Here is a 25,349-nt window from a genome sequence, read left to right as displayed (position 1 = left end):
CTGAGAGATTCCGCAGGGATGGTTGCCTGCTTGCACCGTCGGTGAGCCCGGTTGCCCGGACTGCTTTCCAGAGTTGCCTAACCGCGGCGGTACATGGGCCTGAGAGATTCCTGGGGAGGATTTGCTCCTACGGCGCCTGACTGGATGTACCGGCAGGACTCTCCCGCCGCAGATCAAAAGCGTTGCATCACGTCAGTGACACGCTTCACACCATAGCGTGGGGTTTCGCAAAAGTGCAAGCAAGCGGCCCCTACCCGTGCATGGCCTCGTGGATCTGCAGCGCGAACCAGAGTTGCGCCACCGTGGAGGTTTCGCCCATGTCCAGGCCTGTCAGCTCACCAATTTTTCGGATCCGGTAGATGATGGTTTGCCGGTGCGCGAACAGCGCTGAAGCTGTCTTCTGCCACGATCGCTGCGAGTCCAAATACGTCCTCAAAGTGACAATGAGATCGCCATCCTGCCTCTGTTCATAATCGAAAATCGGCCCCAGCAACCGCCGGACCAGAGCCGTTCCTTCCTCGAAACCCGTCAAGCCCAACCATGAGGGCCCCTCCGCATACCGGGCGACGTCCAGCTTGTTCGCGCGGGCCGAACCGAGGGCCCAGAGGGATTCCTGCAGGGCACGCTGGATGTTGGCCACCGCAGCGGGGGCACTGATGCCCAGGGTGGCACTCCCGCCACAGTGGGCCAGGACGTCGTCGTCAACGTCGGCCGGGACCACCACGTGCAGCCGGGTATTCCGCATCAAGGTGACAGAGGCAACCCCGTGCCGCCACAGCTCGATATGCACCCCGGCCAGCCTGTCGCCGTCGTCCGCTTGAATCGAGGCGACCAGAAACCCAGCTGCCGGGACCCCGAAGGCCGCCAACCTGCTTTCCATCTCAGCCGCTCCCAGACGGCCGTCGAAGGCCTGAAGCAAGAACTCGCCCGCGGCCCGGTGCCGGCCTTCCAGCGACAGGACGATGCGCGAGAGCTGCAGTCCCAGCACGGTTGCGGCGTGCAGAAGTACGACGGCGTCCGGGTGCGGTTCGCTGTTGGGCAGCACCACCAAGAGCGCATTGGCATGGGTGGGAATGTCCATGGTCAGCACATGCCTGCCCCGGATTCGGTGCCACTGGAAGTTCTTCCCGGCAGGGGTCACCTGCCCCGACGACGGCGCCCAGGCATCAGCGAGGAACTCCGGGAGTGCCTTCCCATCGGGGTGCCAGGGATGGAGGCAGCGGCGATCCACGACGAACAGGTCCGCGTCCAACTCGGTCGCCAGCCGCTGAACGAGGCTCTGCCAATGGTCCTCGGAGGCACCTGCGGTGCGGAGCAGATCATAGACGCGCGCCGTCTGCCGGAGCCGACGCGACTCTTCGAGCAGCGAGGACTCCGCAACCGACCTGGCGATGGCGATGAACGGCAAGGGATACGGAATATTGACCAGGGGCAAGGGGAGCCGATCGCACGCCGCCAGGAATTCCGCGGTCAGGGTCGGCGCGTGCATCTTCTCTCCGATGGCCAGGGCGCTGGCACCGCTGTCCATCAGGGCCTCCGCGAGCGCCACTTGCCCGTCTGCGTCGGCGGGAATCGAGAGACCATTGGTCATCATGAGTTCGCCGCCCGTGACCCACTCCCAGAGCCGGGGCAGGTCCGAGGTGTGAGCCCAGGTGATGCGGTTATCCATTCCTGCCGAGCCGGCCAGGATTGTCAGGCCCAGCTGCGGTTCGGCGACGAGTTCAGCGACGGTGATTGCCATTGCTACGGCTACCCTTCTCATGCATTTGGCAGTTTTTAGACACTTGTCTAAGCACCCCCGCCATTTGTAGTCAATGTACTTCTATCCTCCGTGACCTGCATCACCAAGACTTCAATTACATACTTCCCCTGCTCAACGATGAGCACTCACGAGAGAGGGTTTGCAATGAGCGCAACCAGCAACCTCATTGATGACGCCCCACTAACCACGTTCCACAAGAAGCTGACATTCTTCGCTTCCGGCGGGCCCTTCATAGACGGCTACGCCTTGTCGATCATTGGTATCGCACTGATCACCATGATTCCCGGCCTGGACATGACGCCTGCAGAGATCGGCTTGGTAGGTGCGGCAAGCCTTGTCGGCATTTTCTTCGGGGGCGGCGTCTTCGGTTGGCTCACCGACAAGATCGGCCGACACAAGATGTACATTGCCGACCTGATCGCCTTGGCACTGTTCTCCGTGCTGAACGGCTTCGCCACCGAGATTTGGCAAGTAGTCCTCTGTCGGTTCTTCCTGGGGATGGCCATTGGCGCCGACTACCCCATCGCCACGTCCCTCTTGGCAGAGTTCCTGCCCAAAAAGCACCGCGGGCGCCTTCTCGGAGCGACGTTTGTTGTCTGGGCGGTCGGCGCGGCCGTCGCGTACGCCGTCGGATATCTGCTCCGCGACACGGGACCCGATGCCTGGCGCTGGATGGTCGCCAGCCCCGCGATCTTCGCCGTTATTACGTTGCTCTTCCGGTTGGGGACTCCCGAGTCCCCACGTTGGCTGCTCTCGCGCGGACGGCGCGAGGAGGCCGAAGCTGTCATCAAGAAGGTCTACGGACAGCAGTATGGGCTGGCTGATATCGCTTCCGACAGCGAGGGACCGGCGAAGCAGGGCAGGTTCCTGGATATCTTCCGGGGCCAATACTGGAAACGCACGCTGTTCGTCTCCATCTTCTGGACTGCGCAGGTCATCCCCCTGTTCGCCGTGTACACCTTTGCTCCGGACCTCCTGCACTCAATGGGTTTGACCGGCGATGCCAACCTCTACGGAGGATCGTTCCTGATTTCCATGTTGTTCGTGGTGGGTGGCATTCCCGGGCTCTGGCTCGTTGAAAAGATCGGGCGACGCAAGTTGCTTCTTTCGAGCTTCGGGGTCATCGTGGTGGCCCTGGCCATCCCGGCTTTCATTCCCGACGTCCAAGCCGCGCCTCTCTTCATCGCCCTGGCTATCTTCGCTCTGGCCTCTGGCGCCTCCAGTTTCCTCGAAGTTGTCTACCCCAACGAGCTCTTCCCCACAGAGGTTCGCGCAACGGCAGTGGGCTTCGGCACCGCGGTCAGCCGAATTGGATCGGCCGCCAGCACGTACTTGATGCCCGTCGCAATCGTGAGCTTCGGCGCTGCAGGTTCGCTGCTCATCGGCGCCGGAATCTCGTTGGTGGGTTTGGTGGCTACTTTCCTGCTCGCACCCGAAACGGCCAACAAGTCCCTCTCAGAACTCACCTCCCAAAAGAAGCCGGCAACCCCGGAGCCCAACAAAGTAACCGAAGGATCCCTGTCATGACCACTCACCAGCCCATTGGCCCCGTCGATGCCACCAAGGTTCCCCGCTACGCCGGATTGGGAACGTTTGCGAGGCTGCCGCAGATTGATCGCGTCCCCGACTACGACATTGCCGTAGTCGGCGTACCGTTCGACGGCGGAACCTCCTACCGCCCAGGGGCCCGGTTTGGTCCGGCCGCAGTTCGCGAAGCCTCCCGCCTCCTGCGCCCTGGTTACCACCCGGAGTTGGATGTAGAGCCAGTCAACGAAGTCCAGGTCGTGGATGCCGGCGACATCGCCTGCACTCCCTATGACATCACCCGGGCAATCCGCGAGATCGAAGAACAAGCCCGCCCCCTGATCAGCACAGACAAGAAGCTGATCTCCATCGGCGGCGACCACACCATCGCGCTCCCCATGTTGCAGGCTCTCAACAAAGTGCACGGTCCAGTAGCACTGCTCCACTTTGATGCCCACCTGGACACCTGGGACACGTACTTCGACCAGCCAGTCACGCACGGAACCATCTTCCGGAGGGCCTTCGAGGAGGGCCTGCTGATCGAAGACAAATCCATGCACGTCGGGATCCGCGGGCCGGTTTACGATCGGAACGACTTCCTCCGGGACCACGAGTTCGGTTTCCAGATCATTCGTTGCTCCGACCTAGACGTCATCGGCGTCCCGGCGGCCATCGACCAAGTCAAGCAGCGGCTGGGTGACACTCCCGTGTACGTTTCCATCGACATCGACGTCCTGGATCCGTCCTACGCACCGGGCACCGGTACCCCGGAAATGGGTGGCCTGCACTCCCGCGAACTTCTTGCACTTCTCCGCGGCCTGAACGGTATCAACATCGTAGGTGCCGACGTGGTTGAAGTGGCCCCCGCCTACGACCATGCCGACATCACCAGTGTGGCCGCGGCGACAGTGGTGTTCGACCTGTTGGCCCTGATGGTAAATCGAGGTAAGGGAGCCACCGTGTCCGGCCACGAACTCGAAGCGGCTAGAGCCTGACCTGGACGTGTTTGTTTGAGGCACGCCGTGGGGGTCAAGTTTCCTCCCTGGTCACTTGACCCCCACTGGAAACACCGGAATGGTAGTTTGATTCCTGCTGAGGCAGACAACGCACCCAACCGGAGGACCATCCATGTTTAAGGGTTTCAAGGACTTTATACTTCGCGGAAACGTGATCGAACTGGCCATCGCGGTCGTTATCGGCAGTGCCTTCACCGCACTCGTTACAGCCTTCACCAACAACATCATTAACCCTGTGATCGCCGCCGCCGGCGGCATGAACGCTGACGGGCTCGGCTTCAAGATCTGGGAGAACAACCCCGCCACACTCGTCAACATCGGCGCCGTATTGACTGCTTTGGTGACCTTCGTGATCACCGCAGCGGTGGTCTACTTCATCTTCGTGGCGCCCATGAACAAGATCAACTCCTTGGTCAAGGACCGCCTCTCCACCGAGGAACCCGAGGAAGAGCCGCTGCCCGCAGACACCGCACTGCTGGCCGAGATCCGCGACCTCCTGAAGGACGCAGCCGCAGCCCGCAACGCGGAGCGCGGTTCGGATCTGGATTCCGACCTCGACCCGGATCTCGATTCCGACCGCATCCGCTAGGACCAGCGCACACCAGCGCCCCTTCCCAGCCGCGTCGTTTAACCCGGCGTTCTCCCCCGAGAACGCCGGGTTCTTGCGTTCACCGGGCCGTACCCAGAACGTGACGCGCGGGCAACGGGTTCGAAACAGGGGCAGGGCAGCATGAAACCATGAAGCCCAACCCGAGCACTCCCGTCACCGCGGACCTCCTCTGTGATGTCTGCGGCCAGTTGCCCGAACCGCCCAAAGCCCGGCTCACCCTCGCCAACATCGCGGTCATGCTTCCCATCGAACTTCTGGTGCATGCCGCAGTTGTGGAAACCCACCTCCCCTACTTTGCCAAGGTCCTGCTGCTTGCGGTGACCGCTACAGTCCTGGTCATCTGGGTGGCTGAGCCATCAGCCGCGAAGGTCCTCAGGCGCTGGCTGCATGCTTCCGCACTACGCCAGCGACGACAACTGCACCTGGCGCCATCGCTGTGGCGGGCGCGCACGCTGCTCCACGACCAGCCAGGCTCCTTGCAGAAAATCACCCACTCCCTTGCGAAGCTGGACACCAACATTCTCAGCCTGCACGTCCACCTGATGGCCGGAACTGGGATGGACAACGTGGTGATGGACGAGTTCGTCCTCTCCGCACCGGGAAACGTCACCGAGCAGGAACTGCTCAAAGCACTGGACGACGGCGGCGGGCGTGAGTCCCACGTGTGGCCCACCACCGCGCTGGCCATGGCTGACGGCCAAACCAAGGCGCTGAGCCTCGCCACCCGCGTGGCCGGGAATCCGCAGGAACTTCCGATGGCAGTCGCCGAGCTGCTTTCCGCGAAAGTAGTCCCCATCGATCCGGAACATCCAAAGGGCGAGGTGACTGCCGGCGTCGGGCCTTCAACGGACATCCTGAAGATTCCGACAGCCTGGCATGGACCGCTGGTGTTCTCGCGGCAGGGCGAGCCGTTCACTCCGGCGGAATCAGCCCGAGCGCACAGGCTGGCTGAACTTGCGGAAATTTTGGCACACCGTCCGGCTGAGCCACGGCGTTCCTCCCCGGTGGGCGCAGCGAAGCGGACGTAGCACTGTTCAGCCGAGCACGCGGCGCGTCAGGGATGCTGCTCAGTTGATGAGCTGGACCCGGAGGCCCGTTCCGCGTTCCTTCGTCACCATCCGTCGTTCAATTGCTCCCCTTTGCGTGAGCCACAGAATGCTGCCGTCAGGAGTAACGGCCTCCACCATGCCTTGGTCCACGATGTCGTCGCCACGCCAGACTTGAACAGTTTGGCCAACCAGCAACGTCCAATTGTTCACCCTCCTGCCCCGTGCTTGGACGAAGCGGAACCCAAACAACGGCTCTTTCCTACTGTCTTGCACCCGACGACTCCTAGCCTGCTGTACATGGTTCTGTACAAGTCCAGTGCCTTCAACCATCGGTCCATGACGCAGTTACGTGGCCAAGTTCAGGGAATGGGCCGCTACAGCGCCTTCACAGCCCCCAGCACCTTGGTCAAGGAATCCTTGGCATCACCGAAGAGCAGTGTGGTCTGCGGCTCGTAGAGCAGTTCATTTTCAATCCCGGCGAACCCGGGACGCATGGAGCGCTTGAGGAACACCACTTGCCGGGCATCGGCCACTTCCAGGATGGGCATTCCGTAGATGGGCGAACCCGAGGTGGTCTTCGCGGCCGGGTTGACTACATCGTTGGCGCCCACCACCAAGGCAACATCGGCCGTTCTGAAATCGGAGTTGATGTCGCTCATTTCCTTCAGCGACTCGTAGGGAACATTGGCCTCGGCCAGGAGGACGTTCATGTGCCCCGGCATGCGGCCGGCAACGGGGTGGATGGCGAAGTCGACATCGATCCCCCGTGCTTCCAAGGCCAGGGCCAACTCGGCCGCGGTGTGTTGGCCCTGCGCGACGGCAAGACCATATCCGGGAACGATGATCACACGTTGTGCATAGCCGAGCAGCACCGCGACGTCCTCGGCGCTGGAGGAACGGACAGGCCGCTCACTGACGGCGGTGGATCCGGCAGTGGAGCCTCCCTTGAAGGCTCCGAACATGATGCCGGCAACGCTGCGGCCCATCGCCGCGGCCATGGCACGGGTGAGGATGGTGCCGGAGGCCCCCACCAGTGTTCCCGCCACCACAAGGAGCACGTTCCCCAGAACCAGCCCGGACGCTGCCACAGCCAAACCGGTGAAGGCGTTCAGGAGGGATATGACAATCGGCACGTCTGCACCACCCACCGGCAACACCAGGAGGATGCCTGCTGCAAGCCCCAGCACCAATAGGGTCAGCGCGAGGACCAAAGATCCGTTCAGGATCACCACAACACCAGCCGCCACTGCGGCCAGCAATACAAAGGCCATCAGGGCGGGCAGGCCGGGAAACGTCACCGGCCGGGTGGTCATGAGCCCTTGGAGCTTGGCAAAGGTGACTCCTGAGCCGGCAAACGACACCGCGCCCACCAGCAAGGTGAACACAATTGCCAGGCGGACCCAAGGGTCGTCCGAATGCGAGAGCTCCAGCAAGGCCACCAGCGCGGCGGCACCACCACCCACCCCGTTGAAGAGGGCCACGAGCTGCGGCATCTGCGTCATCTGGACCCTGCGCGCCACCGGAGCAGCCACTCCCGATCCCACCGCGATAGCCCCAAGGATCCAAGGAATGTTGTCCAGCTTCACGGAAACGAACACGGTGACCACGGCAAGCAACGCCCCAAGAGCACCGATGAGATTTCCGCGCCGGGCAGTCCGTGGGGAGTTCAGGCCTTTCAGGGCCAGGATGAAGCAGGCCGCCGCGGCGAGGTACAGCAGCGCCGTCCAGGTGGGGTTGAGCAGCGTCACGGGCGTCGCTCCTCGGCGGGTTCTACTGCATCAACGTTCGACGCCGGCCGTTGCCTTCCGCGGAACATCTCCAGCATGCGGTCGGTCACCACGAATCCGCCCACGAGGTTGGCCGTGGCCAGGACTACGGCCAGGAGGGCGACCGCCAGGACCCACGGATCTGCAGCCTGCCCGGCCACAATGATGGCCCCCACCAGGATGATGCCGTGGATCGCGTTGGCCCCGGACATGAGGGGTGTGTGCAGGGTGCTGGAGACCTTGGAAACGACCTCAAAGCCCACAAATACGGCCAGCACAGTGATCGTCAGCAGGCTCATGCCATCCATCAGCGCACTCCTTCGGTTCCGGGGTGAGTACTTCCAAAAGGCGCGGTCTCGCCGGCCAGCGCCGTGAGTGCCTCCGCCGTGGGGGCGTGCCGGACCTCACCGTCGTGGGTGAGGCAGGTGCCGGCCACCACGTCGTCGTCGAAGTCCGGCGCAACCACGCCCTCCCGGGTCATGAGGGCCAGCAGGTTGGCCACGTTCTTGGCGTAGAGGCGCGAGGCGTCCGCGGGCATGGCCGACGCCGCGTCCTTGATTCCCACGAGCGTTACGATGCCCTGGCCATCACCGGTGGGAATGGGAAGGTCCTGCCCTGGGATGCTCCCTTCGACGTTTCCACCGGATTCTGCCGCCAGATCAACCACTACCGACCCCGGACGCATGCCTTGGACCATGTCCCGTGTGACCAGAAGTGGGGCCCGCCTGCCGGGAACGGCGGCCGTGGTAATCAGCACATCCGCCTGGGCCACGTGTGGCGTCAAAAGTGCACGCTGCAGCGCACCCCTGTCCGCACTCAGTTCCCGGGCGTAGCCGCCCGAGGCTTCCGCAGTTTCGAGGTCCAGTTTGATGAACGTTCCGCCCATGGAAGCCACTTCATCGGCCGAGGCAGGGCGGATGTCGTTGGCGGAAACCCGCGCACCGAGCCTCTTCGCGGTGCCGATCGCCTGCAAGCCCGCCACACCTGCCCCAAGAACCAGCACGCGGGCCGGTGGAATAGTCCCGGCGGCCGTCATGTAGAGCGGGAAGAACCGCGGTAGTCGCATGGCTGCCTCGAGCACGCAGCGATAGCCAGCCACCAAAGCCTGCGAGGTCAGGGCATCCATGGATTGGGCGCGGGAGATGCGGGGAACCAGTTCCATCGCAAACGAGGTAATTCCCCCGGCGGCGAGCGCCCGGACCGTAGGCAACTCGGACGACGGCGACCCCAAGCCGACGGTGATGGCTCCCCGGCGGAGGGCCCCCGCCGTCGACGGTTCCATGGGCCGGACGTGGCAGTAGACGTCCAGGGCCCCGAGATCCAGCGACTGCACCACGGAGGCACCTGCCTGCCGGTAGTCATCGTCGCTATGGCCGGAAGCCAGCCCCGCGCCGGATTCGATCTCTACCGCAAGGCCCAAACCCGCCAATTGCTTGACCGTTTCCGGCGTGGCGGCCACACGTCGCTCCCCATCGAGCGCCTCGCGCGCTATGCCTGCTTTCACCCGCCACCCCTCTTCCGGAACGCTCCAGAAACCAGTTGGCATGAGTCTATGACTGCAAGGGGCCGGGCGGGAGTAGGGGGCTGCGCTATGTGCACAAGTCCACTAGGGTCGGTGGAAGCTGGGGGCAACCAGCCACCACACCGTCGACGAGCCGGTTCCGGCCGTGCCGTCGGGAAGGAACGCCGCTATGGATTCATTCAAGATCGGCTATTTCGTCGGAAGCCTCTCAAGTACCTCCATCAACCGGGTCCTGTCCAAAGCGCTTATCAGCGTGGCGCCCCCGGAGCTGGAATTCCATGAGATCACCATCAAGGACCTCCCCCTCTACAGCTCGGATTACGACGCCGATTTCCCTCCGGCGGGCCGCGAACTGAAGGATGCCATTGCGGCGTCGGACGGTATCCTGTTCGTCTCCCCCGAGTACAACCGCTCCATCCCGGGCGCGCTGAAGAACGCGATCGACTGGGGTTCACGCCCGTGGGGCACCAACTCGTTCGCACGGAAACCCACCGGAATCATCGGCGCTTCGCCCGGTGGCATCGGCACCGCGGTGATGCAGTCCTCCATGCGCAGCGTGCTGAGTTTCCTGGATGCGCCGCAATTGAACGCGCCTGAGGCCTACATCCGTTTCGTTGCGGACGCTTACGACGACGACGGTTCAGTTAAGGACGAAGGCACCGCAAAACTGTTGCGGCACTACATGGAGGAGTACAGCGCGTTTGTCCAGCGCGTCCTCGCGGCCAACGCACCAGGCCACATCGGTGACCAGGAACCGGATTCCTCTAAGCTCACGCGGTAGGAGTTCCGGGGGTGTTGCCCGTCGCACTACGGGTGCCACCCCCACATCCCGCCAATAGTCAGTATGCTTACTACCACAACGTTCTCGACCCCGTTCCCAGGAGAAAACGATGCTTCGTAGATTAGCTCTGACCACCTTGGCGCTGACCCTGCTCGCGAGCTCAGCACTGTCCACCGCAGTATCTGCCACCGCGTCCGTCGGCATGCAGGGCAGCGTTGCGGCCACCACAGCCACCCCAACACCGGAACCCAGCAATCCGTCCGGGCCCTCCACGGCAACACCCACCGCGGAGCCGACATCCGACGCCCCCAACCCCGCGGGCACCGGACCGGCCAACCCGGGGACGGGCGAGACGGGCCAGCAGGAGCAGACGCGAACCGACGTGGTCCCCTGGGTACTGGCAGCAGTTGCCGCAGCCATCATCATCGCGTTGATCATTTGGACCATGCGGAACCGCCGCGGCCGGGACAAGGGAATCGGCGACCAGCAGCGCTAGCCGCTTCCGGCGGGTTGGCCGCTCAGCGCCCTGCCGCGAGCTTGCCGATGAGGCTGGTCTCCAGGTGTTCCAGCAGGTGCCGCGGATTGTCATAGACCTCCGCGGCACCCGCTTCGCGCAGCTCCGCTTCGCTGATTCCACCGCAGGTCAGGGCAATGACCGGGATCCCAATGGCCGCTCCGGCCTTGACGTCCCAGACCGCATCGCCCACAAATACGGCATTTTCCGGACTCACACCAAGCTTCTCGAGACAGGCCACAAGGATGTCCGGGGCGGGCTTGCTTTCCTTGGCATCGTTGGAGCTGGTCCACGCATCAATGGAGGAAGCGGCGTCGAGGATCCGCCTGCTCACCTCAAGGTCCCGCTCCTGGGCCGACGACGCCAAACCCACGGCCAACCCTGCGCTGGAGCATCCGGCCAGGAGCTCGCGCACTGAACCAAAGGGGCGCAGCGTCGGCCAGAACGTTGAGAACACCGCGCCGTGCGCCGACTTCAGCTCTTCCTGCATATCCTCGGAGCAGTCCGGGACCAAGGTCTGAATGAGGCGATCGCCCCCCATCCCCACGAGGCGGTGGATTGCTGACATTTCGATGTCCAACCCTTCGCGCCGGAAGGCCTGCCACCAGGCCAGTGCGTGGAAGTAGCTGGAGTCAATGAGGGTTCCGTCCACATCAAAGAGGACTCCGCGCTTCTCTTTGGACGACGTATCAGCTGCCACAATTAGCCACCTTCGATTGAATCTGCGCACCCTGCGCTGCGAGCGCAGAATCGATGATTGGTTCTTCCAGCATCAGGACGGCATAGCGCCCCGCCGTTGCCGTGCGAAGCAGGCCAGTACCAGCTACTTCCCGGAGGGAAGCCACCCCTTCCACAGCATCATCCACCGACGAAAAGCGCTTGGAGAGGCCCATCAAGGCGTCCTCGCCGTCCACCACCAGAATTCGATATCCCCCATCAGGGGTTTCAACCAGCTCCAAATGCCCGGCCACCCCAACCTCCTCGCCTTCGATGACAAACCGCATAGTAAGACTACTTAGTATAAACCCTCCGAAATATTGCGTAACGCGGGAAATAGGCGCCTGCAACATCTTGTTGGCACCGACATGACAACAATCGGAATCATCGGTGCAGGACACATTGGCAGCCAGGTTGCACGCAAGGCAGTGGAACTTGGCTACGACGTCGTGATCAGTAACTCACGGGGTCCCGAGACGCTCGGCGAGCTGGTTGCGGAACTTGGGCAGCGCGCCCGGGCCGCAACGGCAGCCGAGGCAGCAGCGGCAGGCGATTTCGCCGTCGTGACTGTTCCCCTGAAGAACTACCAGGACATCCCCACTGAGCCGCTGGAGGGCAAGGTGGTCATCGACACCAACAACTATTACTGGGAGCGCGACGGCCGCATTCCGGAACTGGATAACGGCGAAGCCACCACCTCCGGACTGCTCCAAAAGCACCTGCCGACCTCCAAGGTAGCCAAGGGCTTCAACCACATCTTCGCCAAGGACATCACCACCGACGGCGCACCCGCGGGCACGCCCAACCGTCGCGCACTGGCCACCGCGAGCGACTTCCCGGAAGCGGCCGAACTCGTGACCCGGCTGTACGACGAGTTCGGCTTCGACACCGTCAACATCGGCCCACTCGAAGACAGCTGGCGTGTCGAGCGCGACCGCCCCGCCTACGTCATCCGGCAGAACGCCGAAGAACTGCGGGAAAACCTCACCAAAGCGACCCGGACGGTCTGACGCACGACGGCGGACAGGCGCCTTTCGCGTGTCCGCCGCCTCCGCGCCCCGGACGTGATGCTCGTCATAGGCAAATAGCCCGCGAGGAACAGATTCTCTTACCCTTCAGGACTTCACTGGTAAGTTCCCCAAACTTCAGCGTTAGTCTCGCGGCATGGAAAAAACCGAATTCGACGTAGTCATTGTTGGCGGCGGACACAACGGCCTGACGGCGGCCGCCTATCTGGCCCGGGCAGGCAAGAGCGTGGCCGTATTGGAACGCGAGGCCCACTTTGGCGGGGCCGCTGTTTCCGCTGCAGCGTTCAAGGGCGTGGAGGCCCGCCTGTCGCGGTACTCGTACCTGGTCAGCCTCTTTCCGGAACGGATCATCCGCGAGCTGGGCCTGAACATCGATCTCGTCCACCGCCGCTACTCCTCCTACACACCCAACCCGCACGACACCGCGACCGGCCTGCTCATTGATGGCGGCGATCCGGAGGCCAGCAGGAAATCCTTCGCGCGTGTGGGACACGGAGCGGAGGCGGACTTTGACCAGCTGGACGGGTTTTACGCCGATACCGGAAAGCTCGCGCAGGCCCTTTTCCCCACCGTCTGCGAACCCCTGCCCACGCGATCCCAGGCGCGGGAACTCGTAGGCGATGACAAGCTGTGGACCGAATTCATCGAGGAGCCCCTCGGGGAGGTCATCACCAGGCGGCTTTCTCACGATCTGGTCCGGGGCATGGTTGCCACCGATGCCCTGATCGGCACGTTCACCTCCCTTGATGATCCGTCCCTGGATGCCAACCGCTGCTTCTTGTATCACGTGATCGGCAACGGAACCGGCGACTGGGACATCCCCGTTGGCGGGATGGGATCAGTATCGAAGGAGCTGGAGCGGGCTGCCCGGGATGCCGGCGCTGTCCTGCTGCCGGATGCGGAAGTTACGGCCATTTCCGACGACGGAAGGGTCCAGTTCCAGCGCGGCGGCACCACGTATGCCTTCACAGGCCAGCGGGTGCTGTCCAACGTGTCACCGTGGGTGCTTGAGGGCCTGTTGGGGAATTCCCCCGTTTCCGGGACCCGACCGGAAGGCGCGCAGATCAAGGTCAACCTCTTACTCAGCAGGCTGCCGAAACTACGCGACCAGTCCGTTTCGCCCGAAGCGGCCTTCGGCGGCACCTTCCACATCAATGAGGACTACGGGCAGTTGGAGGGCGCATATCAAGCAGCCCTGGCTGGCGCGCTCCCGCAACCGCTCCCGTGCGAGATCTACTGCCATTCGCTCACGGACCCCAGTATCCTCTCCGGCGAACTCGTGACAGCAGGGGCTCAAACACTGACCGTGTTCGGCCTGCACGTTCCGGACCGGCTGGTCACTGAAGAGAACAACGAGCAACTGCGGGGAGAGCTCCAGGCGGCTGTCCTGGCATCGCTGAACTCGGTGCTGGCAGAGCCCATTGAGGATCTCCTTCTCCGGGACGCCGATGGGAACCCCTGCGTCGAAGCGAAAACCACCCTTGACCTGGAACACGCCTTGAACATGTCCGGAGGAAACATCTTCCACGGACCCCTCCAATGGCCGTTCCTGGAAGACGACTCTCCGCGGATTTCGCCGGCCGAACGTTGGGGAGTTGCCACCAGCCACGCGAACATCTACATGTGCGGGGCAGGCGCCCGTCGCGGTGGCGGCGTCAGCGGCCTTGGTGGTCACAACGCGGCCATGGCCGTTCTGGAGGATTTGCAGGGCTAATTTGCAGGGTTAATTCGCAGGGCAAACCGTGTCACGAATCGGGTCCCACCCGCACTTTATGGGTGGCGGCCTCTCCGGACGCTCGGCGCATAGGGCATCCGGGGAGGCAGCTGCGCCCCTGAGCCCTACACCCGAGGAGTCCCGTGTCCACCAAAATCTCGAGCTGGCCCGCAGCAACGCCCATGTGGGTCGATTTGGGTGTCGATGATCTGCCCGCGGCAAAGTCCTTCTACGCGGACCTCTTCGGCTGGGAATTCGTTTCCGGCGGCGAAGGCTCCGGCGAGTACCTCCTGGCGCATGTTGGCGGGCGCGCCGTCGCGGGCGTGGGCCCCAAGCAGGATCCAAGGACGCCAACGGTATGGACCACGTTCCTGGCGTCGGACGATGTTGATGCCACGTCCAAGAAAGTAGTCGCGGCTGGAGGGCAGCTGATTGCTCCCCCGTTTGATGTGGTGGATTCCGGCCGCATGGCATTGGCCATGGACAACGTGGGCGCGGTCTTCGGCCTTTGGCAGGCCGGTACCCACATTGGGGCGGAACGCGTCAACGAGCATGGTGCCCTGTGCTGGAACGAACTCCACACCCGTGATTACGCGGCCGCCCGTTCCTTCTACTCCGAAGTCTTCGACGTCAGCTACCAGGACGCCAGCAGTGATGGCTTCATCTACTCCATCTTCAAGCGCCCGTTGGATGGACGCGACGTGGGTGGTGTCCACCACGACTCGGATATGCCGGACGGTGTGCCGAACCATTGGCTGGCCTGGCTTGCCAGCAACGACGTTGACGCAACTGCCGCAAGGGCCCAGGACTTGGAAGCGACGCTGCTGGCGCCCATCATGGACAGCTCGTTTGGTCGCATGGCGATCGTGCAGGGGCCGCAGGGGGAAACATTCGGCATCGTCGCAACACCAAGCACTGGCGACCAAGCGGTCAGCGACTAGTCAGGCTGCCGCCGGGTCCAGGGCCTCAGCGATGACTTCGTGAGCGTGTGCTGCCGCAAGGGGCGCCGCCAAGCGATGTACGGCCTGGAAGGTCCTGCGAACCGCCGGGCCGTGCCACTCGGGAGGAAGGTAGTCGGTAGGCAGGTTGGGGTCCCGGTACGGGAACCTGCGCCACATGGTGAGCATCGGAATGTAATAACGGAAAGCGTCGCGCCGCAGCTCTTCGGTGGACTCAGCCACGGCAGCTTGGGGGTCGTCCCCTACCCGCTCGGTCCATTGCTGCTCCGCACCGTCGTAGAGCTCCAGGAACTCGGTGAACTGCTCATCGAGTTCCTTGAGGTCCCACCATTCAGAGATCTTGGGTCGCATGGGACCGTCAAAGACGTAGTCGCTCCGGAACAGGTCCACGAACTCAATCAGCCCGCTGGCCGTAAGGCGCTCCCGGGCTTGCTCCAACTTGTGCGCAGGAGCGATCCAAACCCCATTGGCCACGGACCCGAACCCCAGCCCCAGCAGCGCGGACCTCAGTTGGTGCCTGCGGTTCCGCATGGATTCGGGCACCGAGAAAACGGCCAGCACCCAGGTATCCACCGGCGCAGGCTGCTCGGGAGCGAAGATCCGCCGATCTCCTTCGCGGAAGACGTCGCTGACTGACTCTGAAATCTTGTACTTGGCGATCCCGTCCTCACGGACACTTTTCAGCACGCCCTTGGCCTTGAGCCTGGACACCGAGGACCTCACTCCCGGAGCGTCATATCCGAGTGAACCCAGCATGGAGATCAGCGCAGAGACCGGCAAAGCATCGCCCGCGTTCCGGCCATAGAGCCCGAAGATCGTGACGAGCAGCTGCTGGTGGCGCACCGGGGGTGCCGGGACGGCGAACATCGAAAGGGTCCTCATTTCCGCGCCGCAGTTCAGGCGCCAGTTCAGTTCATCATAGGCGTGGGAGCAGCGCCGCCAGCTCAACCTCAGGCCGCGAACTGGCAAGGCCATAGTAAGGATGCTTACTATGGGGGAACACTTGAACTCCGCAACAGGACCAAGCAGCCACATCAGGTACTTTCCGCATCAACGATAGGAAGCACATCATGGCAGGAAATCTTGTAGCCCGTTCCATCCACGACCTCACCGCTGCAGCGTGGTTTGGCGGCTCATTGATGGGGGCAATCGGGCTCAACGGAGCAGCCGCGGAAGCCAAGGACCCCACCGAACGCACCCGCTTGTCCAGCAAGGGCTGGGGCAAATGGGCTCCGATCCAGACCGCGGCCTTCGCAGGCCACCTCGCCTCCGACCTCGCCATCGCCTGGGAGAACAAGGGTCGTATCGCCAAGCAGGACAACGTAGCCGCCAACACCGTCTACAAGACTGTGGTGACCCTGGCAGGAGCTGCGGTGACCCTTTACGCAGGCATCGTGGGCAAGAAGGTTGACGAACTCTCCGGCGAAGGCGCCGAAGGAGCCACGGAACCGCGCGCAGGCGCCTCCGATGAGCTGAAGTCCGCACAGACCCAACTGAAGGCCCTTCAGTGGGCTATTCCCGCCTTCGCCGCCTGGGTCATCATTCTCGGTGCCAAGCACGGAGAGATGCAGCGCCCCAAGAACATCCTGAAGGGCCTGCGCTAACCACGTCGGGATGACAGTTAATGACAATCCCGGAGTTCTCCATTGTCATTAACTGCCACCTCGCGGGACTACTCGCGGACCGGCACCCCCTGGATCGCCCGGACGAAATGCTCCGGCCAGGGCTGCGCGGCAGTGGTTCCGTTGGGAACGTGCACCGTGGTGACCGTACCGAAAGCGGCGATCTCGCCGCCGTCGGACATTACCTCGAAGGCCATGGTCAGCGAGGTCCGGCCGAGCGCATGAATCTTCACCGTTGCGGTGATGCGCTGGCCGAACCACAGCTTGGCCTTGTAATTGATGACTTGCTGGACGCGGGGAGCGCTGGGGAAATAGTCCGGCAACTCCAGCTTCCGGAACAACTCGGCTTCCGCAGCTTCAACCCAGCGCAGGATGGCTGAGTTGTGCTGGTGTCCGGAGGCGTCGGTGTCCACCCATTCCACCGTGCGCTGGATGCTCGCCTCCGGAAACCTGTCCACGGTTCTCCTAGCGGGCGCCCACGGCGGCGTCGTCCGGGTCAACGTCGACGGCGGCGACTGGCACCTCGGGCTGGGGCTTGGGAATCATCGCCACAGCACCGGCTGCCAGTACCGCGATGCCTGCGAAGATGGCGAAATTCGCTTCGAAGGGCAACTTGGAGCCGGCAATCCAGCCACCGATCAAGGGCCCGGAGATGGCACCCAAGCGGGCGAAGCTCAAAGCCCAACCTGTCGCCGTACCGCGGACCTTGGCCGGGTAGTAGTCGGCGATGTAACCGGTCAGTACCAGCGAGGTGGAGATGGAGCCGACACCCGCGAAGGCCACGAACAGCAGGTTGACCACCATGGTGTTGGGGAACACCAACAGCATGATGCCCAGGCCGCCAAGGATGTAGAACACCACCAGGATGAGCTTCTTGCCGTACTTGTCAGCCGCGCGGCCCAGTAGCAGGCCACCGATGGCCGATGCCAGGCTGAAGACCAACAGGAACGTGAGGGACGAGCCGAGGTCGTAGCCGGCCTTCTTCATGATGCTCGGCAGCCAGGTGTTCAAGCCGTAGACCAGCACCAGGCCGCAGAACAGTGAGATCCAGAAGAACACTGTGGAACGCAGGTACTTCCGCGAGAACATGGTGGTGATGGTCTTCCACCAGGGATCCACGGGACCGCCCTGGGCCACGAGTGCCACGGGGACCACCGGACGGTAGTCGGCAATCTGCAGCTTCGCGGCCAACGCCTTGGCTTCGGACCTGCGCCCCTTGGACTCCAGATACTCGAGGGATTCCGGGAGGAACTTCCAGATGATCGGAATCAGCACCACCGGCGCAGCACCGATCGCGATCACGGCCCGCCATCCACCGAGGGGCAGCACAAACAATGCAGCCAAGGCCGCGGCAACAATGCCCAGCGAATAGCCGGAGTACATGAGTCCGTAGTTGTAGGACCGCTTGTTCGGAGCCGAGTACTCGATGGTCAAGGCCGCTGCCACGGGGATGACACCGCCCATGCCCAGGCCTCCGATCAGCCGGAAGATGCCGAACAGCTCCGGGCTGGGTGCCCACGCTGCGCCTGCCTGGGTGAGCGTAAAGATCACCATGGAGGCCAGGAGCATCTTCTTGCGACCCACGAGGTCGCTGAGGGTGCCTATGAACAGGGCTCCGATAAGCATGCCAATCAAGGCATATGAGCCCAGGCCACCCAAAGCCAATGGGCTGAGGTTCCATTCCTTGTACTCGGCAAGAGCAGGGAGGATGGCCCCGAGTACGCCAACGTCATACCCTTCGGCGAGGATAGCGAGCCAGCAGCAGAACAACACCAATCCGGTGGTCTTCTTGGGCACGTTCCAGTCGTTGACCGGTGCGGTGGCCATGGCTACTTCACCAGAACCGATGCAGCGGCGGACGCGGGGGTCCAGCGAAGGTGGGTGTTGGCCTCTTCGATGTCCGCTTCCTTCAGCAAGGACAGGCGGGGCCGGACGGCGTCTGTGCGCGAGCTCGGCGGTTTGCGGCGTCCCGCGCGGAATTGTGGGATCCATTCAGCGCCCGGTCCCTGGTACTCCTGTTCAGCAGCAGCGTGAAGGGTCCATTGGGGATCGTAGAGGTGCGTACGGCCCAGCGCGATAAGGTCTGCACGGCCAGCGAGCAGGATCGAATTTACGTCGTCGTAGCTGGAGATGGCGCCGACGGCGATCACCGCTACGCCTGCCGGAGCGGCAACTTCCTGACGGATACGGTCGGCAAACGGAGTCTGGTAGCTGCGTCCGAACGCTGGCTTTTCTTCCTTGGCCACCTGGCCGGTGGAGATATCCAGGCCGGCTGCACCGTGCTCAACAAATGCCTTGGCAATCGTCACCGAATCGTCGGAGGTGTTTCCACCCTCGATCCAGTCGGTCGCGGAGATGCGCACCGTCACTGGCTTGCTGGCAGGCCATGCCGCGCGAACGGCGTCGAACACTTCCAACGGGAACCGCAGCCGGTTCTCCAAGCTGCCGCCGTATTCGTCGGTCCGCTTGTTGGACACCGGCGAGAGGAAGGAGGACAGCAGGTAGCCGTGGGCCGCATGGATCTCCAGGAGGTCGAACCCTGCCTGCTCGGCGCGGACGGTCGAGGCAACGAACTCCGCCGTGATGGCGTCCATGCCGGCGCGATCCAGCTCCACGGGCGTCTGGTTCTCCGGGCTGTACGGCAAGGCGGAGGGGCCAACTGCGGTCCAATTTCCGGACTCGAGTGGCTGGTCGATGCCTTCCCACATGAGCTTGGTGGAACCCTTGCGGCCGGAGTGGCCCAACTGGGCACCGATCTTGGCGGTTGATCGGCTGTGGACGAAGTCCACGATTTCCTTCCAGCTGTCGCGCTGCTCGTCGTTGTAGAGGCCGCTGCAGCCGGGCGTGATACGGCCCGCTTCGGAAACGCAGACCATTTCAGTCATCACCAGGCCGGCACCGCCCAGGGCCTTGGAGCCCAGGTGGACCTTGTGGAAGTCGCCCGGCACGCCATCGACGGCGGAGTACATGTCCATCGGGGAGACCACGATCCGGTTCTTCAGCTCCAGCCCACCGACGCGGAATGGCTGGAACATGGCAGGCGCCGTTGCCGCGAGGCCTTGGGACGCCGCAAAGTTCCGGTCCACGGCGTCGGCGAATTCGGGATCGCGGAGGCGGAGGTTCTCCTGCGTGATGCGGCGGCTGCGGGTGAGCAGGTTGAACGCGAACTGCGTAGGGTCCTGATCCTTGTACTGGCCAATGCGCTCGAACCATTCCAGCGAGGCCTGGGCGGCGCGCTGCGTGGAAGCCACCACCGGCCGGCGCTCGGCCTCGTATGCCACCAGCGCGGATTCGACATCCGGGTGCTCGTGCAGGCAGGCGGCAAGGGCCAGGGAGTCCTCCATGGCCAGCTTGGTACCGGAACCGATGGAGAAGTGGGCCGTGTGGGCGGCGTCGCCCAGCAGCACCACGTTGTTGTGGCGCCAGCTCTCGTTGCGAATCGTGGTGAAGTTGATCCACTTGGAGTTATTGGTCAGGACCTCGTACCCGTCCAGCTCCTCGGCGAAAATCTCGCGGATCTTGGCGATGGACTTTTCGTCGGAAACGCCCGGAGGGAAGACCTCGTTGGCGGTCTCGTCGAAGCCGGCCGCGTGCCACACATCCTGGTGCATTTCCACGATGAACGTGGATCCCTCATCCGAGTACGGGTAACCGTGGATCTGCATGACGCCCCACTCGGTTTCCTTCACGAAGAACTTGAAGGCCTCGAACACCTGGTCCGTGCCGAGCCACATGAATTTGTTGGAGCGCGGGTCAAGGCTTGGCTTGAAAGACTCGGCGTACGTGGCGCGAATCTGGGAGTTGATTCCGTCCGCGGCGAGCACCAGATCGTAGTTGGCTTCGAGTTCTTCGATGGCCGGGGCAAGGGTGCTGAACCGCACGTCAACGTTCAGCTCGATGCAGCGGCGTTGCAGCAGTTCCAGCAGTTCCTTGCGGCTCATGGCAGCGAAGCCCTGGCCGCCGACAGTGATCATCTGGTCCTGGAAGTGGATGTCGATATCGGACCAACGGGCAAAACGGCGGCTCATGTACTCGGCCACCACGGGGTCTGCGTTCCCGATGCCGCCCAGCGTCTCATCGGAAAACACGACGCCGAAGCCAAAGGTGTCGCTGGCAGCGTTGCGTTCCCAGAGGGTGATGTCATGTGACGGGTCCAGCTGCTTCATCAGTGCTGCGAAGTACAGGCCACCCGGGCCGCCTCCAACGATTGCGATCTTCATGGTGATGCTCCTTTTCAGGCCTGGCTCTGGCCGGCAGGGGTAAGTTGTGGGGTCTGGCTCGCGCTGCCGGCGTCCTGTGCAAGGACTCCGTCGCGGAGCTTGAAGTGCTGGAGCTTGCCGCTGGGATTGCGGGGCAGCCCGGTGACGAAGCGGACATCGCGGGGGTATTTGTAGGGGGCGATGGTGTGCTTCACGAAATCCTGGATTTCCTTGCGCTTGGCGGCGTCGCCGGTGACGCCCTCGCGCAGGACGATGAACGCGCACACGATGCTGCCGCGCTGCTCGTCCGGGATTCCGATGACCGCGTTCTCCACCACGTCCGGGTGCTGGTCGATGGCCGCTTCAACCTCCGGCCCACCGATGTTGTAGCCGGAGGAGACGATCATGTTGTCCGAGCGGGCCTGGTAGGTGAAGTACCCGTCCGCGTCCATGGCGAACGTGTCACCGGTGACGTTCCACCCGTTGACCACGTAGTTCGCCTGCCGGGGATCGTCGAGGTAGCGGCACCCGGTGGGGCCGATGACTGCCAGGCGGCCGATGTTTCCCGGGCCGAGTTCGTTGCCGTCGGCATCCAGGATGGTGGCCCTGAAGCCGGGCACGGCTCGTCCGGTGGTTCCGGGGCGGATGTGCTCCCCGGCGGCGGAAATAAAGACGTGCAGCATCTCGGTGGCACCGATTCCGTTGACCAGCCGCAGGCCCGTGGCCTCCCGGACCGCTTCCCAGGTTTCCTTGGAGAGGTGCTCGCCCGCCGAAACGGCGATGCGCAGGCCGCGCAGGAGGTCCCCGCGGTTCTCCTTGAGGATGGCCCGGTACGCCGTGGGCGCGGTGAAGAGGATGGTGGCTCCCGCGGTCGAGGCGTTTTCCGCGAGTTCCACGGGCCCGGCCTTTTCGGTCAAGAGCGACGACGCACCGAACCGCAGCGGGAAGACCACCAGTCCCCCAAGCCCAAAAGTGAACGCAAGCGGCGGTGAACCGGCAAACACGTCATCGGCCGTGGGCTCCAGGACGTAACGGGCAAAGGTATCGGCGTTGGCCAGGATGTCGCGATGGAAATGCATGGTCACCTTGGGCACGCCGGTGGTGCCCGACGTCGGACCCAGCAGGGCAACGTCGTCCGCGGAGGTGTCCACGGCAGTGAACACCCCGCTCTTGCGCCCGCAGCGGAAGGTGAGGTCGCCGTCGTCGTCCGCTCCATACGAGAGGACCGTGACGGCATCCCCGGCGGCGACCGCGAGCTCGTCCACGAAGCGGTGGTCGGAAATCGCCACCACCGGTTTGGTGAGCTGGATCAGGGTGGAGACCTCGCTGGAACGCAGCATGGGCATGGTGGTCACCACCACCGCACCGGCTTTCAGCACACCAAGCCAGGCAGCGACGATCCACGGGTTGTTGGGACCGCGAAGCAGCACACGGTTGCCGGGTACAACACCGAGGTCTTCGGTGAGGACCTGGGCTACCTGGTTGGAGCGGGTTTGCAGCTCACCGTAGGTCCAGACAACGCCGTCTGGAGTACGGAGGGCGGGGCGGTCTGCGCCGTACTGTTCGACAGCGTCGTCGATCAGCACCGCGGCAGCGTTGAGCCGCTCCGGGTAGTGGAGTTCGGGAAGGGTGAATTCAAGCGCCGGCCAGGTATCGGCGGGCGGCAGGTGGTCGCGGGTGAACGTGTCCACGTGGGCCGATGGCAACATGCTCATGGCCGTTCCTTTCAGTGGTGCGTCGTTGAAGCTGATGAATGGTGTTTCAGGCGCCGGCCCGGATCATTCCCTCTTGGGCGACTGTGGCGAGGAGCCTTCCTTGCCGGTCGAAGAAGCGACCCATGGCCAAGCCCCTGTTGCTTTGGCTGGAGATGGCGTCCTGGGCGTAGAGCACCCAGTCATCCACGCGCCCGTCGCGGTGGAACCACATGGAGTGGTCCAGGCTGGCGGTGGCAAGTCCGGGGCTGGACCAGTTCAGTCCATTGACCCGGAGCAGCGGCTCCAGGATGGTGTAGTCGCAGACGTAGGCAAGGGCGGTTCGGTGAAGGTCTGGGTCGTCGGGCAGGGAGTCAAAGGCCTTGACCCATATGGCTTGCTGCGGCACCGCACCACCCTCCAGCTCGATGTATACCGGACCGGGAATATGCCGCATATCGAAGCTTCGACCCGTTGACCAGTAGTCTGCGGCCGTACCGTCGGTTCCGTCCAGCGCTTCCGCTGCAGTGCGCAGCGATTCGGGCTCGACGGCGGCAGGGGCCTCAGGCTGAAAGTCCGGGCCGTCTTCGGGAACCTGGAAGGACCCCATGGCGGCATACACGGGCTTGCCGTTCTGGAAGCCGCGGACGGTACGGGTGGAGTACCCGCGGCCGTCCCGCAAGCGCTCCACTTCGTAACGGACACTGGAACCGATATCCACCGGACGCATGAAGTAGCTGTGCATCGAGTGCAGCGTCCGGTCGGCGTCCACCGAGCGCATCATGGCAGCTGCGGCTTGGGCCACCATGTCGCCACCGTAGGCTTTTGGCCACGGCACGTATTGGGTGGTTGCTTCATAGGCTTCGTCGAACACCTCGGCCGTTGCGGGCGTGAGCTCGACGGCTTTGAGGAAGGTCTCCGATGTCAGGGTTCCAGTGATCATGGCTTAGGCCCGGCGGTAGTCGACGAGGGTTTCGTCGGCCACGTCCTCGAGGTTGACCACAAGGTTCTCCGGCGTGCGCGCGGTGAGCCACACGAGCTCTTCCGTGACGGACATGTTGGCTTCCACGTGGGGCATGAACGGCGGTACGAACACCCAGTCGCCGGCCTTCATATCGAGGAACTCCGAGTAGTTTTCGCCAAAGTAGATCCGGCCGTGGCCACGGAGCACGTAGCCGCCGGTCTCAGCCTCGCCGTGGTGGTGCGGGAGTGAGCGGTAGCCGGGGGTGTTGGACACCTGGCCGAACCAGATTTTGGTTGCCGGGGTGTGCTGGATGCTGACGCCGGAGACGCGGATGCAATCGCCGGATTGCGCGGTGTTGGTGTCCTCGGCGCCGGCACGGGTGACCACGGGGACAACTTTGCCGTCGGCCTGGGCGTAGATGGAGTTGTCGCCTTCGAGGCGGTATTCGGTGGTGGTCTGGCTCATGGGTCTCTCCTAACAGTTGGGGTGGGACTAGGCGTTTGCGGGAATGGCTGCGGGGGCGTGGATCCGGAATTGGTTTTCCAGTTGGCCGATCCCGTCGATTTCGGTGGTGAGGACATCGCCGTCTTTGAGGAAGCGTGGCGGGGTCATTCCCATGCCCACTCCCCCGGGCGTTCCCGTGAGCACCAGGTCTCCGGGGCGAAGGACGGTGAACTGGGAGATGTAGGACAGGAGCTGCGCCGGGCCGAACACCAGGGTGCTGGTGTTTCCCTGCTGCACGAGTTGGCCGTTGACATAGCCGCGAACGTCGAAGTGTTGCCCGGCCTCGTCAGCTGTCAGCATCACCGGCCCCACCGGAGTGGTTGCGTCGAAGGCCTTGCCTTGGAACCACTGCAACGTCCGGCTTTGCCAGTCGCGCATGGAGACGTCGTTGGCCACGGTGTACCCGGCGATTGCCGCACGGGCTTGGTCTTCGTCCGCACGGTACAGTTCGGAACCCACGACGACGGCCAGCTCGGCTTCCCAGTCGACGCGGCCGCTGCCGTGGACTTCTACAGCGTCTGCGGCTCCTACCAAGGTGTCCGCGTACTTGGCGAACAGGGTGGGATATTCCGGCAGTTCACGGCCCATCTCCTGGATGTGGTCGCCGTAGTTCAGGCCGCAGCAGATGACTTTGCCGGCGCGAGGCAGCAGCGGTGCGACGTCGGCATCCACTGCGGCAATGACTTGCTGGTGGGCTTCCTGGGCTGCTGCTGTCTTCTCGACGATCTGCCGCCACTCGGGCAGGGCCAGAAGGGCCCCGACGTCAGCTGCGGGCAAGGCGAGGTAAGAGTCGGCGCCCGTGGCGAGTGCCGCCGTCGTACCTCCGTTTGCCGTGCGCAAGGTGGCTAGTTTCATTGCGTTCCCTTCGAGGTTTTGTGATGTGTCGACTTTTTTACGATCGTCACATATGCTCAACGTAGCACGGCGGAAATGATCTGCACAGAGGCTTTTCAAAAGTTTTTGCAGTTGCCACAACGAGGAGGAACAGCATGAGCCACCAGACAATCAACCCGGAATCGCTGCCTAAACCTTCAGGATTCGCGCACGGCATCCTTGCCGGCAACACGGTCTTCCTGGGCGGGCAGACGGCCCTGGACAAGAACATGAACATCGTTCCCGGCGGCATCGTGGAGCAGTTCACGCAGGCGTTCACCAACGTCCTGACCACGCTGCGTGAAGCCGGCGGACAGCCGGAAGACCTCGTGAACGTCACCATCTACCTCACGGACGTAGATGACTACATGGCCAACGGCCGCGAGATCGGGCGCATCTGGCGCGAGATGGCGGGCTCGCAGTACCCGGCCATGGCGGGCATCGGTGTCACTCGCCTGTGGCAGAAAGATGCCCTGATCGAAATCCAGGGCATCGCAGTCATTCCGGAGCGCTAAGCCCGGAACAAGCAGACGG

At 63.4% G+C, this 25,349-nt stretch carries 26 protein-coding genes and 1 riboswitch; of the genes, 11 read left to right on the top strand and 15 right to left on the bottom strand.

The genetic code is table 11. The features are described from left to right. Positions 1-77 precede the first annotated feature (77 nt). Positions 78-176, bottom strand: a riboswitch (glycine riboswitch). Between the two features lie 74 nt (positions 177-250). Continuing rightward, positions 251-1,741 (bottom strand): PucR family transcriptional regulator, encoded by a 1,491-nt coding sequence (locus ACR30Z_RS12820; RefSeq protein ID WP_434372902.1) that lies wholly within the window; start codon positions 1,739-1,741, stop codon positions 251-253. A gap of 165 nt (positions 1,742-1,906) precedes the next feature. Between ACR30Z_RS12820 and ACR30Z_RS12815 the strand changes: the two genes are divergently transcribed. From ACR30Z_RS12815 to ACR30Z_RS12800, 4 genes are all read left to right on the top strand, one after another. Next, positions 1,907-3,289, top strand: coding sequence for an MFS transporter (locus tag ACR30Z_RS12815; RefSeq protein ID WP_434372901.1), 1,383 nt, complete (start codon positions 1,907-1,909; stop codon positions 3,287-3,289). Next, complete coding sequence (gene speB / locus ACR30Z_RS12810; protein WP_434372900.1) at positions 3,286-4,281, top strand: agmatinase; 996 nt, start codon at positions 3,286-3,288, stop codon at positions 4,279-4,281. Before ACR30Z_RS12815 ends, speB begins: the two co-directional genes overlap by 4 nt. A 133-nt stretch (positions 4,282-4,414) precedes the next feature. Continuing rightward, entirely contained in the window at positions 4,415-4,891 is a 477-nt protein-coding gene (gene mscL, locus ACR30Z_RS12805; RefSeq protein WP_144648742.1) for a large conductance mechanosensitive channel protein MscL, read from the top strand. 149 nt (positions 4,892-5,040) lie between these two features. Then, positions 5,041-5,940: an amino acid-binding protein gene (locus ACR30Z_RS12800; protein WP_434372899.1), complete on the top strand. Its 900-nt coding sequence runs from the start codon at positions 5,041-5,043 to the stop codon at positions 5,938-5,940. 39 nt (positions 5,941-5,979) lie between these two features. Here the strand turns inward: ACR30Z_RS12800 and ACR30Z_RS12795 are convergent, their stop codons facing one another. From ACR30Z_RS12795 to ACR30Z_RS12780, 4 genes are all read right to left on the bottom strand, one after another. Further along, positions 5,980-6,171, bottom strand: a complete 192-nt coding sequence (locus tag ACR30Z_RS12795; protein ID WP_244296526.1) for a hypothetical protein — start codon at positions 6,169-6,171, stop codon at positions 5,980-5,982. A 164-nt stretch (positions 6,172-6,335) separates the two neighbouring features. Beyond that, on the bottom strand, positions 6,336-7,709 hold the full coding sequence (locus ACR30Z_RS12790) for an NAD(P)(+) transhydrogenase (Re/Si-specific) subunit beta (RefSeq protein ID WP_434372898.1): 1,374 nt from the start codon (positions 7,707-7,709) through the stop codon (positions 6,336-6,338). Then, positions 7,706-8,035 (bottom strand): NAD(P) transhydrogenase subunit alpha, encoded by a 330-nt coding sequence (locus tag ACR30Z_RS12785; protein ID WP_434372897.1) that lies wholly within the window; start codon positions 8,033-8,035, stop codon positions 7,706-7,708. Before ACR30Z_RS12785 ends, ACR30Z_RS12790 begins: the two co-directional genes overlap by 4 nt. Further along, positions 8,035-9,231 (bottom strand): Re/Si-specific NAD(P)(+) transhydrogenase subunit alpha, encoded by a 1,197-nt coding sequence (locus ACR30Z_RS12780; protein ID WP_434372923.1) that lies wholly within the window; start codon positions 9,229-9,231, stop codon positions 8,035-8,037. The genes ACR30Z_RS12785 and ACR30Z_RS12780 overlap by 1 nt, the downstream gene beginning before the upstream one ends. A gap of 187 nt (positions 9,232-9,418) precedes the next feature. Between ACR30Z_RS12780 and ACR30Z_RS12775 the strand changes: the two genes are divergently transcribed. Together ACR30Z_RS12775 and ACR30Z_RS12770 are read left to right on the top strand one after the other, a co-directional pair. Continuing rightward, positions 9,419-10,030: an NADPH-dependent FMN reductase gene (locus tag ACR30Z_RS12775; RefSeq protein WP_144648746.1), complete on the top strand. Its 612-nt coding sequence runs from the start codon at positions 9,419-9,421 to the stop codon at positions 10,028-10,030. 109 nt (positions 10,031-10,139) lie between these two features. Further along, positions 10,140-10,526, top strand: a complete 387-nt coding sequence (locus ACR30Z_RS12770; protein WP_144648747.1) for a hypothetical protein — start codon at positions 10,140-10,142, stop codon at positions 10,524-10,526. A gap of 22 nt (positions 10,527-10,548) precedes the next feature. Here ACR30Z_RS12770 and ACR30Z_RS12765 read toward each other — a convergent pair whose 3' ends face one another. Then, positions 10,549-11,244 carry an HAD family hydrolase gene (locus ACR30Z_RS12765; protein ID WP_144648748.1) on the bottom strand — a complete coding sequence of 232 codons (696 nt, stop codon included), beginning with the start codon at positions 11,242-11,244 and terminating at the stop codon, positions 10,549-10,551. Continuing rightward, the gene (locus ACR30Z_RS12760; protein WP_434372896.1) at positions 11,234-11,548 is read right to left on the bottom strand and encodes a hypothetical protein; all 315 of its coding nucleotides are present in this window, start codon (positions 11,546-11,548) and stop codon (positions 11,234-11,236) included. The genes ACR30Z_RS12765 and ACR30Z_RS12760 overlap by 11 nt, the downstream gene beginning before the upstream one ends. A gap of 81 nt (positions 11,549-11,629) precedes the next feature. On the opposite strand from ACR30Z_RS12760, the gene ACR30Z_RS12755 reads away from it, so the two are divergent. From ACR30Z_RS12755 to ACR30Z_RS12745, 3 genes are all read left to right on the top strand, one after another. Next, on the top strand, positions 11,630-12,271 hold the full coding sequence (locus ACR30Z_RS12755) for an NADPH-dependent F420 reductase (protein WP_144648749.1): 642 nt from the start codon (positions 11,630-11,632) through the stop codon (positions 12,269-12,271). A 154-nt stretch (positions 12,272-12,425) separates the two neighbouring features. Then, positions 12,426-14,003: a phytoene desaturase family protein gene (locus ACR30Z_RS12750; protein WP_434372895.1), complete on the top strand. Its 1,578-nt coding sequence runs from the start codon at positions 12,426-12,428 to the stop codon at positions 14,001-14,003. A gap of 143 nt (positions 14,004-14,146) precedes the next feature. Continuing rightward, positions 14,147-14,944 (top strand): VOC family protein, encoded by a 798-nt coding sequence (locus ACR30Z_RS12745; RefSeq protein WP_434372894.1) that lies wholly within the window; start codon positions 14,147-14,149, stop codon positions 14,942-14,944. Here the strand turns inward: ACR30Z_RS12745 and ACR30Z_RS12740 are convergent, their stop codons facing one another. Continuing rightward, on the bottom strand, positions 14,945-15,937 hold the full coding sequence (locus ACR30Z_RS12740) for a PaaX family transcriptional regulator (protein WP_434372893.1): 993 nt from the start codon (positions 15,935-15,937) through the stop codon (positions 14,945-14,947). 95 nt (positions 15,938-16,032) lie between these two features. On the opposite strand from ACR30Z_RS12740, the gene ACR30Z_RS12735 reads away from it, so the two are divergent. Further along, positions 16,033-16,566 (top strand): hypothetical protein, encoded by a 534-nt coding sequence (locus ACR30Z_RS12735; RefSeq protein ID WP_039243426.1) that lies wholly within the window; start codon positions 16,033-16,035, stop codon positions 16,564-16,566. 68 nt (positions 16,567-16,634) lie between these two features. Here ACR30Z_RS12735 and ACR30Z_RS12730 read toward each other — a convergent pair whose 3' ends face one another. From ACR30Z_RS12730 to ACR30Z_RS12700, 7 genes are read right to left on the bottom strand one after another with little or no spacing between them, the layout of a single operon-like run. Beyond that, positions 16,635-17,042 (bottom strand): acyl-CoA thioesterase, encoded by a 408-nt coding sequence (locus ACR30Z_RS12730; RefSeq protein ID WP_434372891.1) that lies wholly within the window; start codon positions 17,040-17,042, stop codon positions 16,635-16,637. Between the two features lie 7 nt (positions 17,043-17,049). Beyond that, positions 17,050-18,411: an MFS transporter gene (locus ACR30Z_RS12725; RefSeq protein ID WP_434372889.1), complete on the bottom strand. Its 1,362-nt coding sequence runs from the start codon at positions 18,409-18,411 to the stop codon at positions 17,050-17,052. Positions 18,412-18,413: 2 nt separating this feature from the next. Continuing rightward, entirely contained in the window at positions 18,414-20,804 is a 2,391-nt protein-coding gene (locus ACR30Z_RS12720) for a bifunctional salicylyl-CoA 5-hydroxylase/oxidoreductase (protein ID WP_434372888.1), read from the bottom strand. Positions 20,805-20,818: 14 nt separating this feature from the next. Continuing rightward, positions 20,819-22,498 (bottom strand): AMP-binding protein, encoded by a 1,680-nt coding sequence (locus ACR30Z_RS12715; RefSeq protein WP_434372886.1) that lies wholly within the window; start codon positions 22,496-22,498, stop codon positions 20,819-20,821. 46 nt (positions 22,499-22,544) lie between these two features. Further along, positions 22,545-23,417: an acyl-CoA thioesterase gene (locus tag ACR30Z_RS12710; RefSeq protein ID WP_434372885.1), complete on the bottom strand. Its 873-nt coding sequence runs from the start codon at positions 23,415-23,417 to the stop codon at positions 22,545-22,547. Between the two features lie 3 nt (positions 23,418-23,420). Then, positions 23,421-23,903 carry a cupin domain-containing protein gene (locus tag ACR30Z_RS12705; protein ID WP_144648757.1) on the bottom strand — a complete coding sequence of 161 codons (483 nt, stop codon included), beginning with the start codon at positions 23,901-23,903 and terminating at the stop codon, positions 23,421-23,423. Between the two features lie 27 nt (positions 23,904-23,930). Next, on the bottom strand, positions 23,931-24,797 hold the full coding sequence (locus ACR30Z_RS12700) for a fumarylacetoacetate hydrolase family protein (RefSeq protein WP_434372883.1): 867 nt from the start codon (positions 24,795-24,797) through the stop codon (positions 23,931-23,933). A 134-nt stretch (positions 24,798-24,931) separates the two neighbouring features. On the opposite strand from ACR30Z_RS12700, the gene ACR30Z_RS12695 reads away from it, so the two are divergent. After that, positions 24,932-25,330, top strand: coding sequence for a RidA family protein (locus tag ACR30Z_RS12695; RefSeq protein WP_434372881.1), 399 nt, complete (start codon positions 24,932-24,934; stop codon positions 25,328-25,330). Positions 25,331-25,349 lie beyond the last annotated feature (19 nt).

It is taken from the genome of Paenarthrobacter sp. FR1, from assembly GCF_051106045.1.
Classification (GTDB): Bacteria; Actinomycetota; Actinomycetes; order Actinomycetales; family Micrococcaceae; genus Arthrobacter; species Arthrobacter nitroguajacolicus_A.
This window is presented reverse-complemented; position numbering and strand designations above follow the sequence as displayed.

Excerpts from the sequence above, each read along its gene's own strand:
- ACR30Z_RS12725 (WP_434372889.1), bottom strand. The coding sequence starts at position 18,411 with ATGGCCACCGCACCGGTCAACGACTGGAACGTGCCCAAGAAGACCACC.
- ACR30Z_RS12750 (WP_434372895.1), top strand. The coding sequence starts at position 12,426 with ATGGAAAAAACCGAATTCGACGTAGTCATTGTTGGCGGCGGACACAAC.
- ACR30Z_RS12760 (WP_434372896.1), bottom strand. The coding sequence starts at position 11,548 with ATGCGGTTTGTCATCGAAGGCGAGGAGGTTGGGGTGGCCGGGCATTTG.
- speB (WP_434372900.1), top strand. The coding sequence starts at position 3,286 with ATGACCACTCACCAGCCCATTGGCCCCGTCGATGCCACCAAGGTTCCC.
- ACR30Z_RS12695 (WP_434372881.1), top strand. The coding sequence starts at position 24,932 with ATGAGCCACCAGACAATCAACCCGGAATCGCTGCCTAAACCTTCAGGA.
- ACR30Z_RS12800 (WP_434372899.1), top strand. The coding sequence starts at position 5,041 with ATGAAGCCCAACCCGAGCACTCCCGTCACCGCGGACCTCCTCTGTGAT.
- ACR30Z_RS12740 (WP_434372893.1), bottom strand. The coding sequence starts at position 15,937 with ATGGCCTTGCCAGTTCGCGGCCTGAGGTTGAGCTGGCGGCGCTGCTCC.
- ACR30Z_RS12775 (WP_144648746.1), top strand. The coding sequence starts at position 9,419 with ATGGATTCATTCAAGATCGGCTATTTCGTCGGAAGCCTCTCAAGTACC.
- ACR30Z_RS12715 (WP_434372886.1), bottom strand. The coding sequence starts at position 22,498 with ATGAGCATGTTGCCATCGGCCCACGTGGACACGTTCACCCGCGACCAC.
- ACR30Z_RS12710 (WP_434372885.1), bottom strand. The coding sequence starts at position 23,417 with ATGATCACTGGAACCCTGACATCGGAGACCTTCCTCAAAGCCGTCGAG.
- ACR30Z_RS12735 (WP_039243426.1), top strand. The coding sequence starts at position 16,033 with ATGGCAGGAAATCTTGTAGCCCGTTCCATCCACGACCTCACCGCTGCA.
- ACR30Z_RS12700 (WP_434372883.1), bottom strand. The coding sequence starts at position 24,797 with ATGAAACTAGCCACCTTGCGCACGGCAAACGGAGGTACGACGGCGGCA.
- ACR30Z_RS12820 (WP_434372902.1), bottom strand. The coding sequence starts at position 1,741 with ATGGCAATCACCGTCGCTGAACTCGTCGCCGAACCGCAGCTGGGCCTG.
- ACR30Z_RS12815 (WP_434372901.1), top strand. The coding sequence starts at position 1,907 with ATGAGCGCAACCAGCAACCTCATTGATGACGCCCCACTAACCACGTTC.
- ACR30Z_RS12785 (WP_434372897.1), bottom strand. The coding sequence starts at position 8,035 with ATGGATGGCATGAGCCTGCTGACGATCACTGTGCTGGCCGTATTTGTG.
- ACR30Z_RS12770 (WP_144648747.1), top strand. The coding sequence starts at position 10,140 with ATGCTTCGTAGATTAGCTCTGACCACCTTGGCGCTGACCCTGCTCGCG.
- ACR30Z_RS12720 (WP_434372888.1), bottom strand. The coding sequence starts at position 20,804 with ATGAAGATCGCAATCGTTGGAGGCGGCCCGGGTGGCCTGTACTTCGCA.
- ACR30Z_RS12755 (WP_144648749.1), top strand. The coding sequence starts at position 11,630 with ATGACAACAATCGGAATCATCGGTGCAGGACACATTGGCAGCCAGGTT.
- mscL (WP_144648742.1), top strand. The coding sequence starts at position 4,415 with ATGTTTAAGGGTTTCAAGGACTTTATACTTCGCGGAAACGTGATCGAA.
- ACR30Z_RS12705 (WP_144648757.1), bottom strand. The coding sequence starts at position 23,903 with ATGAGCCAGACCACCACCGAATACCGCCTCGAAGGCGACAACTCCATC.